7 protein-coding genes are annotated in these 10,458 nt (G+C 62.9%); 6 read left to right on the top strand and 1 reads right to left on the bottom strand.

Features of this window, described 5'->3' with window-relative positions; all coding sequences use genetic code 11:
- From cysD to ACIQ3Q_RS21535, 5 genes are all read left to right on the top strand, one after another.
- Positions 1-525, top strand: a 525-nt coding sequence (gene cysD / locus ACIQ3Q_RS21555) for a sulfate adenylyltransferase subunit CysD (protein ID WP_396271293.1), incomplete at its 5' end; no start/stop codon positions are given.
- Between the two features lie 163 nt (positions 526-688).
- Positions 689-2,593 carry a sulfate adenylyltransferase subunit CysN gene (gene cysN, locus ACIQ3Q_RS21550; RefSeq protein ID WP_396271292.1) on the top strand — a complete coding sequence of 635 codons (1,905 nt, stop codon included), beginning with the start codon at positions 689-691 and terminating at the stop codon, positions 2,591-2,593.
- Between the two features lie 106 nt (positions 2,594-2,699).
- Positions 2,700-4,430, top strand: a complete 1,731-nt coding sequence (locus ACIQ3Q_RS21545; RefSeq protein WP_396271291.1) for an SLC13 family permease — start codon at positions 2,700-2,702, stop codon at positions 4,428-4,430.
- A gap of 98 nt (positions 4,431-4,528) precedes the next feature.
- Entirely contained in the window at positions 4,529-6,403 is a 1,875-nt protein-coding gene (locus ACIQ3Q_RS21540; RefSeq protein ID WP_396271290.1) for a DUF1800 family protein, read from the top strand.
- A gap of 8 nt (positions 6,404-6,411) precedes the next feature.
- Positions 6,412-7,917 carry a DUF1501 domain-containing protein gene (locus ACIQ3Q_RS21535; protein WP_396271289.1) on the top strand — a complete coding sequence of 502 codons (1,506 nt, stop codon included), beginning with the start codon at positions 6,412-6,414 and terminating at the stop codon, positions 7,915-7,917.
- A 6-nt stretch (positions 7,918-7,923) separates the two neighbouring features.
- On the opposite strand, the gene rfbC is transcribed toward ACIQ3Q_RS21535, so the two are convergent.
- Positions 7,924-8,469, bottom strand: a complete 546-nt coding sequence (rfbC, locus tag ACIQ3Q_RS21530) for a dTDP-4-dehydrorhamnose 3,5-epimerase (protein WP_396271288.1) — start codon at positions 8,467-8,469, stop codon at positions 7,924-7,926.
- Positions 8,470-8,534: 65 nt separating this feature from the next.
- Between rfbC and ACIQ3Q_RS21525 the strand changes: the two genes are divergently transcribed.
- Positions 8,535-9,626: a DNA glycosylase AlkZ-like family protein gene (locus ACIQ3Q_RS21525; RefSeq protein WP_396271287.1), complete on the top strand. Its 1,092-nt coding sequence runs from the start codon at positions 8,535-8,537 to the stop codon at positions 9,624-9,626.
- Positions 9,627-10,458 lie beyond the last annotated feature (832 nt).

Here is a 10,458-nt window from a genome sequence, read left to right as displayed (position 1 = left end):
GACGCCGCTTTTGGCGGTGCTCGCCGCGACGAAGAAAAGAGCCGCGCCAAAGAGCGCATCTTCTCCTTCCGCTCGGCCCAGCACCGTTGGGACCCGAAGAACCAGCGCCCTGAACTCTGGCGTCTCTACAACGGCCGCAAGCAAAAGGGCGAGTCGATCCGCGTCTTCCCGATCTCTAACTGGACCGAGTTGGACATCTGGCAGTACATCTATCTTGAGAACATTCCCATCGTGCCTTTGTACTACGCCGCCAAGCGCCCGGTGGTGGAACGCGATGGCACCTTGATCATGGTGGACGACGAGCGCTTCCCGCTGCGCGAAGGCGAAGTCCCGATGATGAAGAGCGTGCGCTTCCGCACCTTGGGCTGCTACCCCTTGTCGGGCGCGGTGGAGTCAGATGCTGACACCCTGCCTGCCATCATCCAAGAGATGTTGCTGACCAAGTCTTCCGAACGTCAGGGCCGCATGATCGACCACGATGCGGCGGCCTCGATGGAGAAGAAGAAGCAGGAGGGGTATTTTTAATGCCCCCACGCTCCCTGCCGGTCGCTGCCCCCCCGAGGGGGCGCTCGGTTTGGCTCGGGAAACCCTCGCTTCCCGAGGCTGGGATAACACCTTTCGTTGCGTTGCTGGCTTGCGGTTGATGTGGCCAGGGCGTCGTCAGAATTTTTAGGTTTAAGGAATCACCATGGCCCACATTTCGGACCTGATCTCCACCGACATTGAGCAATACCTCAAGCAGCATGAGCGTAAGAGCTTGCTGCGCTTCATCACTTGCGGGTCGGTGGACGACGGCAAGTCCACCGTCATTGGGCGTCTGCTGTATGAGTCGAAGATGCTCTTCGAAGATCAGCTGGCGGCGATTGAGAACGACTCCAAAAAATGGGGCACGCAAGGCGGCGACATCGACTTTGCGTTGTTGGTCGACGGCTTGGCCGCTGAGCGCGAGCAGGGCATCACCATCGACGTGGCCTACCGCTTCTTCAGCACTGACCGCCGCAAGTTCATCGTCGCCGACACCCCGGGCCACGAGCAGTACACCCGCAACATGATCACCGGTGCGTCCACTGCTGATGTGGCCGTGATCCTGATCGATGCGCGCAAGGGCGTGCTGACGCAAACGCGTCGCCACAGCTACCTGGTCAGCCTGATCGGTATCCGCAAAGTGGTGCTGGCCATTAACAAGATGGACCTGGTCGACTACTCGGAAAAGATCTTCAACCAGATCAACGACGAGTACCGCGAATTTGCCAAGCAGATCGGCTTGGGCGACATCACCTCCATCCCGCTCTCGGGCTTGAAGGGTGACAACATGACCTCGCCCAGCGAGAAGACGCCCTGGTACCACGGCCCCACCCTGATGGGCTTCTTGGAGACCTGCGAGATCGACGAAACCCGTCTGCAAAAGGAGGCCTTCCGCCTGCCGGTGCAGTGGGTCAACCGCCCCAACCTGGACTTCCGTGGCTTCTGCGGCGTGATCACTGCTGGCCAGATCAAACCGGGCGATCGCATTCGCGCCCAACCTTCGGGCCGCGAGAGCACGGTGTCGCGCATCGTCACCCTCAATGGCGACCTGCCCTTGGCGGTGGCCGGCCAAAGCGTGACCCTCACGCTGGCCGATGAAATCGACATCTCGCGCGGCGACGTGATCTCCTCGGCCGACGCCCCCGCCGAAGTGGCCGACCAGTTCGAAGCCACCTTGGTGTGGATGCACGACGAGCCCATGTTGCCCGGCCGCCCCTACTTGCTGAAGATCGGCACCCAAACCGTGCCGGCCACGGTGACCGAGCCCAAGTACAAGGTCAACGTCAACACCATGGAGCACTTGGCGGCCAAGCAGTTGGAGATCAATGAAATTGGCGTGGTCAATCTGGCGCTGGACAAGCCCATCGCCTTCGACCCCTACACCGCCAACCGCGACACCGGTGGTTTCATCCTCATCAACCGCCTGACCAACAACACGGTCGGTGCCGGCATGATGCACTTTGCGCTGCGCCGTTCGCACAACATTCACATGCAGCATGTGGACGTGGACAAGGCCGCACGTGCCAAGGCCAAGGGCCAGCGCCCCGGCGTGTTGTGGTTCACCGGCCTGTCGGGCTCGGGCAAGTCCACCATTGCCAACTTGGTGGAAAAGAAGCTGCATGCCATGGGCCGTCACACCTATCTGCTGGACGGCGACAACATCCGCCACGGCCTGAACAAGGACCTGGGCTTCACCGAAGCGGACCGCGTGGAGAACATTCGCCGCATCTCCGAAGTGGCCCGCCTGATGGTGGACTCCGGCCTGATCGTGCTGACGGCCTTCATCTCGCCCTTCCGCTCTGAGCGGGCGATGGCGCGCGGCCTGATGGGCGACGGTGAGTTCATCGAGGTGCATGTGGACACCCCGCTGGCGGTGGCTGAAGAGCGCGACGTCAAGGGCCTCTACAAGAAGGCACGGCGCGGCGAAATCGCCAACTTCACCGGCATCTCCAGCCCTTACGAGGCGCCAGAGAGCCCGGAGCTGCGAGTCAACACCACGGTGCAGTCCCCCGATCAGGCTGCCGATCAAGTCATCCTTCGCTTGAAGGAATTGGGCTTGATTGACTGAAGCCCTCACCGGGGCTGAGTTCACGGCTCAGTCCTGAGTTCTGCAAGCCAGCGCCCCGTCTCTTGTGGTTGGGGTGCTGAGCTGTGCACGCTGAAAGGATTCGCGCATGACGCTCCCTCAATGGGTGGTGGTGCTGACGTTGGCCGCCTTGGTATTCGAGTTGGTTCGCAACCAACGCTCGCCGGGCTTGCTGTTTGTCACCACTGCATTCGTCTACCTGATGTTGGACTACATCAGTATTAAGAGTGCACTGCAGCAGTTCACCAATACGGGCCTGATTACCGTGGTGGTGCTCCTACTGTTGACCATCGTGCTCGATAAGTCTCGCCTGCTGGAGCAGATGGCCGGGAAGTTGGTGCGTGGGCCCTACCGATGGGCGTTGTTCAAGCTCTATGGCACAACGGCGCTGTACTCCGCGTTCTTGAACAATACAGCGGTGGTGGCTTCGCTGATTGGCCCCCTCAAGGGCAACCGCCAGCACAGTGCCGCGCGTCTGCTCATGCCCATGTGCTTTGCGGCCACTCTGGGTGGCATCTTGACGCTGGTGGGCACCAGTACCAACTTGCTGGTCGCCAGCTTGATGACTGGGCGCGACATGCCCCAGCTTCACATGTTTGATCTGCTGCCTGTAGGGCTGCTGATTGTGGTGGGTTGCGGCGTGACGATGCTGCTGCTCTACCCGCGTTTGCTCAAGGCGCAACCTCCGGTAGAGGAGTCTGCCAGCGACTATTTCTTGGAGGCTGAAGTTCTTCCGGATTGCCCGCTGATTGGTAAGACCATTGAAGAAGCGGGGCTGCGCAATCTGGGCCATCTGTTTCTCGCCGAGATCGTTCGGGGTGACTACGTCATTGCACCGGTCGAGCCCGATCGTTTTGTGAACGCCGGCGATATCCTGGTCTTCACGGGCGATGTGACCCGCGTTGACTTGCTGGCCCGCTTTGTCGGTCTGCGCATTCATTCGCACCCCGACTTGGGACTGGATAACTTGGTGGAGGTGGTGGTGGCCGCCAACTCCATGCTGGCGCGCCGAACGATCCGTGAAGTGGACTTCCGCTCAAACTTTGACGCCGCCGTGATTGCGGTACGTCGTGGTGATCAGCGGTTGAGCGGCTCTATGGGTAACACTCGCCTGGAGGTCGGTGACTCGCTTGTGCTGGTGGTCGGCCAAGACTTTGAAAAGCGCAACAACGTCTCGCGTAACTTTGTGATCGTCTCCAAGCGCGAGGTACAGAAGTTTGTCGACCCACGCAAGAGTTGGCTGTCGATGCTCGGCTTTATGGCGGTGATCGCTTTGTCGGCTTTTGGGGTGCTGGACTTCCTTAAGGGCATGCTGCTGCTGCTGGCCTTGTTCTTGGCGACGGGCTTGGCCAAAGTGGCTGACCTGCGGCGCAATGTGCCGTGGGAGTTGATCATGATCATCGCGTCATCGCTGGTGATCTCCGAGGTGATGATCAACACCGGTACCGCCAAACACTTGGCTGCCGGGCTGCAGTTGGGCAGCGTCCACTTCGGGCCTTACGGCGCGTTGGCGATGCTGTTACTAGGCACTTGGTTGCTGACCGAGCTGATGACCAATAACGCAGCTGCCGCATTGGCATTTCCGGTGGCCTTAGGTTTGGCTGAGCAGCTAGGCTTGTCTCCCATGCCATTTGTGATGGCGGTGCTCTACGGCGCTTCGTGCAGCTTTGTCACACCGTATGGCTATCAGACCAATTTGATGATCATGGCCCCTGGCCGCTACCGGCTTGCGGACTATGCCAGGGCGGGTCTGCCTGTGGCGTTGGTTTTCCAAAGCATTGCCCTGGTGGCCATTCCCGTGTTCTTCCCCTTCAAGTAAGCAAGCGTTACGGGTTGCTTGATGGGCCTGCGCGCCGGGCCGATACCGCTGACTGATCGATGCCGTGTGGACGGTGTCTTCGGAACAAGGTGGTCATCATGGGCAATTCGTCCGCAGCGCTCTCGACGCGCTCCGTCATTCCGCGCCAACTGGCGCAGGCCTTCGGCACAGCCCTGCTGCTGTCACTGGCGGCGTGCGGCGGAGGCGGAGGGGCAGAGCCCAGTGCCGCGTCGACAGAGACGGCGCAGGGCAGCAAGCCCGTTGCGCCGCCCGCGCCCACCAGCCCGGCCCCTGCGCCTGCGCCTGCGCCTTCCCCGGGGGCACAGGCCCCCGCTTCAGCGCTGCCCACGCGCGCTGAAGCCTTTCGGCTTGCGACGCAGGCCAGCTTTGGGCCGACCGAGCCGCTGCTCACGCAGATCCAAACCGTCGGTGCGCCCGCCTGGGTCGATGCGCAACTGGCCATACCCGCCACCGTCACCCATCTACCCCGCTGGCGGGCTGCGACGGTCAAGGCGAAGTCGGCTGACCCAGCGGCCGTGGCCTCGCCCAATGAGCTGATTTCTTCGTTCTATGAGCGGGCGCTCAATGCCGATGACCAACTGCGCCAACGAGCGGCCTTTGCGCTCTCGCAGATTTTTGTGGTGTCGCTGACCGACCTGGCCGACGAGCGGGCCGAAGCCTTGGCCGACTACCAAGACATGCTGACCCGCAATGCTTTTGGCAACTTCCGGACCTTGCTGCAAGAGGTGTCTACGCACCCCGCCATGGGGCTGTACCTCTCGCACATCAAGAACCGCAAGGGCGACCCGCTGACAGGTCGGCAGCCCGACCAGAACTTTGCCCGCGAGGTCATGCAGCTCTTCTCCATCGGCCTCTACCAGCTGCGCCCGGATGGCAGTGTGGTGTTGGACGGTACGGGCAAGCCCGTGGAAAGCTACAGCGCGGATGACATTGTGGGTTTGTCGCAGGTCTTCACGGGCTTCAGCTGGGGAGGGCCAGATCAGCTCAACCAGCGCTTCTGGAATGCGCCAAGCCACCTGGATGCCAATCGATTCGTCCTGCCGATGCAAGGCTACCCGCGCTTCCATGAGCAAGGCGCCAAGGCCTTCTTGGGCACAGGCGTGGCGGCGCAGGGTGTGGCCGATCCAGCGGCCAGCCTCAAGGTGGCCATGGACACCTTGTTCAACCACCCGAATGTGGGGCCTTTCATCGGCCGTCAGTTGATCCAGCGCTTGGTCACCAGCCATCCCAGCCCGGCCTATGTGAGCCGCGTCGCGGCCGTGTTCAACAACAACGGCCTGGGCGTGCGTGGCGACATGAAGGCGGTCTTCAGGGCTGTGCTGCTGGACGAAGAAGCTCGCAGCACCACGCTGGCCCAACAAGAACGTTATGGCAAGGTGCGTGAGCCCGTCTTGCGCCTCACGGCCTACCTGCGCGCCTTTGGCGCCAAGTCGGACAGCGGCGTCGTCTACATGGGCAATACCGACGATGCCACCTCCCAGTTGTCGCAAACCCCTTGGCGCTCGCCCAGCGTCTTCAACTTCTATCGCCCTGGCTATGTGCCGCCGGGTGGCGAGGCGGCGGCGCTGGGCTTGACCCTGCCCGAGATGCAGATCACCAATGAAGGCAGCACCGCTGGCTATGTGAACTTCATTGTGGCCGCTGTAGACCGTGGGGTTGGCCTCAAAGGAGCGGACGGCAAGGCCGCACGGCCGGACTTGCAAGTCAACTTGGCCAATGAAGTCACCATGGCGGACAAGCCCGAGACCTTGCTGGCCCATGTTCATGCGCGCCTGTTGCCGGGGACGTCATCCGCCGCTCTGAGCAGCGAATCCTTGGCTGCCATCAACTCGGTGACGATTCCCGTGCCCAAAGGCAATAACGCCAGCGCCATTGAAAGCGCCAAGCGCCATCGTGTGCTGACTGCCCTGACCCTGACGCTCGTCAGCCCTGAATTCATTGTCCAGAAGTGAGCCCCATCATGACGCAACGCACTGATCTTCTTTCGCGCCGCGAGGTGCTGCGCCGGGCCTCTGCATTGGGCTTGGTGGCCCCTGCTGCGACCGGCTTAGGCCTGGGTTTGGCGGCCATGGGCAATGCGGCGGCCGCCAATGCCACGGGCTACAAAGCGCTGGTGTGTGTCTTCATGGCCGGCGGCAACGACGCCATGAACATGGTGCTGGGCTCCGACGCCAGCACCTGGCAGCGCTACGACAGCGTGCGCGGTGGCGTGGCCGAGATCGCGCTGGCCGCGCCGGGCACGCCCGTCAAGGCTGGCAGTACGGTGCTGCATGAGCGCTTGGGCGGTGCCTTGGGTGTGACCGCCGCTGCTGGTGAAGGCCTGGCCTTCCACCCGGTGATGGGAGGCGTGCGGGACCTCTTCAATACAAAGCGTTTGGCGGTGATGGCCAACGTCGGCCCATTGGTTGGGCCGCTCAGCAAGGCCAGCTATCTCAGCGGGGCCGGGGCGCGGCCGGCCAAGCTGTTCTCCCACAATGACCAACAGTCCATGTGGCAGTCCTTTGAGGTGGAAGGCAGCACGCGCGGCTGGGGTGGGCGGTTTGTGGACCTGCTGATGGCGGGCAATCAGCGGGCCATGTTCAGCGGGGTGTCGGTGGCGGGCAATGCCGTGTGGCTCAATGGCACGACGGTGCGGGGCTATCAAATGGGCCCGGCTGGCCCAGTGCGACTGGGCAGCAGCACGGGCAAGTTGTTCGGCTCAGCGCTGGTGCAGCAAAAGCTCCAAGCCATTACACGCACAGCGCCCAACCCCCAGTTGATCGAGCGCGAACATGCCGCCGTGATGGCGCGTGGGCAAGACGCTGAAGCCGTGCTGGCCAGTGGCCTGCCCGTCAATGGCCCTTGGGCGACTGCGGGCCAAACGGCCACCACCGACCCGCTGTTGCAATACATCGAACCTGACACCGGCAAATCAGTGCTCAACCCCTTGGCCCATCAGTTGCAAGCCGTGGCACGCACCATCGCCGCGCGGGACACCCTGGGCATGGGCCGACAGGTCTTCTTCGTCAGCATGGGTGGTTTTGACTCGCACGACAACCAGCCCATCATGCACGCGCGCAACATGGCCAGGTTGGCGCATGCGCTGGCCTACTTTGACCGCACGCTGGCCACCATGGGAGTGGACCAATCCGTCACCACCTTCACCGCCAGTGATTTTGGCCGCACCTTCACCAGCAATGGCGACGGCACCGATCACGGCTGGGGGGCTCACCACTTGGTGATGGGTGGTGCCGTGCGCGGCGGAGCGCTCTATGGCCGCATGCCCACGCTGGGCGCGGCGGATGGCAAGGGCGGCTACGACAGCCCAGACCTCTTGGCCTCCGGCGTGCTCTTGCCCAGCACCAGTGTGGACCAATACGCCGCCACGCTGGGCCGCTGGTTTGGCGTGGGCGACGCCGAGCTGTCCACCATCTTGCCGGGGCTCAACAACTGGTCAGCAAGCAGCCGCCAATTGGGCTTTGTATAAGCGCGCTTACAGGGTCGCGTCGCGCAGCAGGGGGGCTGCCGCATCCTTGCCTGAGAGCAGCGGCGCCATGCCCACATCGGGCCAGGCGATGGCCAAATCAGGGTCGTCCCAGCGCACCGCGCCTTCGGCCTGCGGGGCGTAGTAATCGGTGGTCTTGTAGAGAAAGTCCGCCGACTCGCTCAACACCAAAAAGCCATGCGCCAAGCCTGGGGGGATCCACAGCTGGCGCTGGTTCTCGGCATTCAACTCCACGCCCACCCACTGGCCAAAGGTGGGGCTGTCGCGGCGAATATCGACCGCCACATCAAACACCGCACCCGCCGCGCAGCGCACCAGCTTGCCCTGGGCATGCGGTGCGCGCTGAAAGTGCAGGCCCCGCAGCACGCCCTTGGCCGAGCGCGAGTGGTTGTCCTGCACAAAGGCCGTGTGGCCGCCCACAGCGTCGTCAAAGATCTTCTGGTTGAAGCTCTCCATGAAAAAGCCCCGCGCATCGCCAAACAGCTTGGGCTCAAAAATCAGGACATCGGCAATGGCGGTTTTTGTGACTTGCATGATGAGCTTGGGCAGAGTGCTGGACAGAGCGTGATTGTCGCCTGAGCTTGCGGCATCATCCGGCCATGGCCTCACCCGTTTTGACCCTGGACACCCTGCGGCGCTACGCCGTGGCCCGCAGCCTATTTGCCCCCACCACCTTGCCCAAGGCCCTGAGCCGCTTGGGCTTTGTGCAGGCCGACCCGCTGCGCGCCCCGGCCCGCGCCCAAGACCTGACCCTGCGCCACCGCGTGGCCGATTACCGGGCCGGTGACCTAGAAGCGCGCTACCCCAAGCTGGCCATTGAAGAAGACTTCTTCGTCAACTACGGCTTTGTCTCGCGTGAGCTGCACCACCTGATGCACCCGCGCACGCCGCGCACCGTTTGGCCCGCCGCGCGCCTAAAGCAGGCCCAAGAGGTGCTGGCCTTTGTGCGCGAGCGCGGCATTGTGCGGCCCGCCGAGGTAGACGCGCACTTTGACCACGGCAGCGTCACCAACTGGTTTGGCGGCAACAGCAAGGCCAGCACTCAATTATTGGAAGGCATGCACTACCGCGGCCTGCTGCGCGTGGCCCGGCGCGAAGGTGGCCAGCGCCTCTATGCCGCGCGCGAGCATCAGCCCAGTGACTTGAGTTGCGACGCCATCATGGACGAGCTGGTGGATGTCATCGTTGCCAAATACTCCCCGCTGCCCGCCGCCAGCCTGGGCCAGTTGGTCAGCCACCTCTCTGGCGGCGTGCCGCAATGGCGTGACCACCGCAAAGCCGCGCTGCAGCGCGCCCGCGCGCGCCTGCCCAGCAGCGTGGTCGACGGCATCACCTGGTTCTGGCCCGAAGGCGAAAGCCCCGCCGCCAAAAAATACAGCGCCGATGAGCAAGTCCGCTTGCTGGCCCCTTTTGACCCCGTGGTCTGGGACCGCCGCCGCTTTGAGCTGTTGTGGGGCTGGGCCTACCGTTTTGAGGCCTACACGCCCGCGGCCAAGCGCGTGCGCGGCCATTACGCGCTGCCCTTGCTGTGGCGCGATCAGGTCATCGGCTGGGCCAACGTCAGTGCCAAGGGCGGCGAGTTGCAGCCCCATGTGGGCTTTGTGGCGGCTGCGCCTAAAGACAAAGCCTTCAAGGTGGCGCTGGAGGACGAGCTGCAACGCATGACGGTGTTCTTGGGCTTGGGGGACTGAGCGCAACATTCAGCGCAGCACGACGTTCGGGCGGGGCTTGCTTGTCGAGCGATCCCCCTCCGTTCGTACTGAACTTGTCGAAGCCGTCCGCCCCTTTTGCAGTGGCCCTGTTTGAATATGCCTGCTACGGCGCGGCGCATGCTTGGCCGCAGGCCGTGGCCCGGGGCTCATGCATCGGCGGTTGGCTAAAGCCAACTGCCCTCGGTGCTCGGTCAAAGGCGTGCGCCGTCAAACTCCCTCCGCTCCCGGGCGTTGCCCGGTCGCTGTGGTCAAACAATGACGGCGAGCATGTTCTTGAAGCGCGCGGGTACGCGCGCCACGCCCTTTCCCTGCGCGCCTCGGCGCCTCAGAAATCGCCCCAGGCCACGGCCTGCGGCCGCGCAGTTCTGTTGTGGATGGCCTGTGGGGCGAGCCGGGTGGCGCAATGCACAGAGCGTGGGGAAAGCACGGATCGGATGCTCCCGCAAACAGGCACTAAGGGACGCGGTCAGAGCGCTATAGTGCCCGGCAGCCTTGCGCCAAATTGCCAATCTGATAATGCCGTTTCCCATGGCCGCTGAACATGGAAATCATCCTGTCTGACAAGCGCTTAGAAGGCCATCTTCCAAGCCCGTTGCGGCGGGCTGGAGCTTTCGGGCGACAGGCGTCTGTCCCCACATAATAAAATTTATTCGGCACAAGCTACGGTTCCACAGTTCTTAGATACACCTGATTAGGCATGAAGCTCAGCCAAGCCCCGGATAGCACGCTGAGGCAATGGGGTTGCTCGCACCACATCGGCAATCAGTTGGATGACCAAAGCGCGGAGATCGAGGCGGCGGTTGAACCTGTA

It is taken from the genome of Ideonella sp. (genome assembly GCF_044358605.1).
Lineage (GTDB): Bacteria > Pseudomonadota > Gammaproteobacteria > Burkholderiales > Burkholderiaceae_C > Ideonella.
This window is presented reverse-complemented; position numbering and strand designations above follow the sequence as displayed.

Bases quoted from the DNA above. Each gene is read 5' to 3' on its own strand.
- cysN (WP_396271292.1), top strand. From the start codon at position 689: ATGGCCCACATTTCGGACCTGATCTCCACCGACATTGAGCAATACCTC.
- ACIQ3Q_RS21545 (WP_396271291.1), top strand. From the start codon at position 2,700: ATGACGCTCCCTCAATGGGTGGTGGTGCTGACGTTGGCCGCCTTGGTA.
- ACIQ3Q_RS21540 (WP_396271290.1), top strand. From the start codon at position 4,529: ATGGGCAATTCGTCCGCAGCGCTCTCGACGCGCTCCGTCATTCCGCGC.
- ACIQ3Q_RS21535 (WP_396271289.1), top strand. From the start codon at position 6,412: ATGACGCAACGCACTGATCTTCTTTCGCGCCGCGAGGTGCTGCGCCGG.
- rfbC (WP_396271288.1), bottom strand. From the start codon at position 8,469: ATGCAAGTCACAAAAACCGCCATTGCCGATGTCCTGATTTTTGAGCCC.
- ACIQ3Q_RS21525 (WP_396271287.1), top strand. From the start codon at position 8,535: ATGGCCTCACCCGTTTTGACCCTGGACACCCTGCGGCGCTACGCCGTG.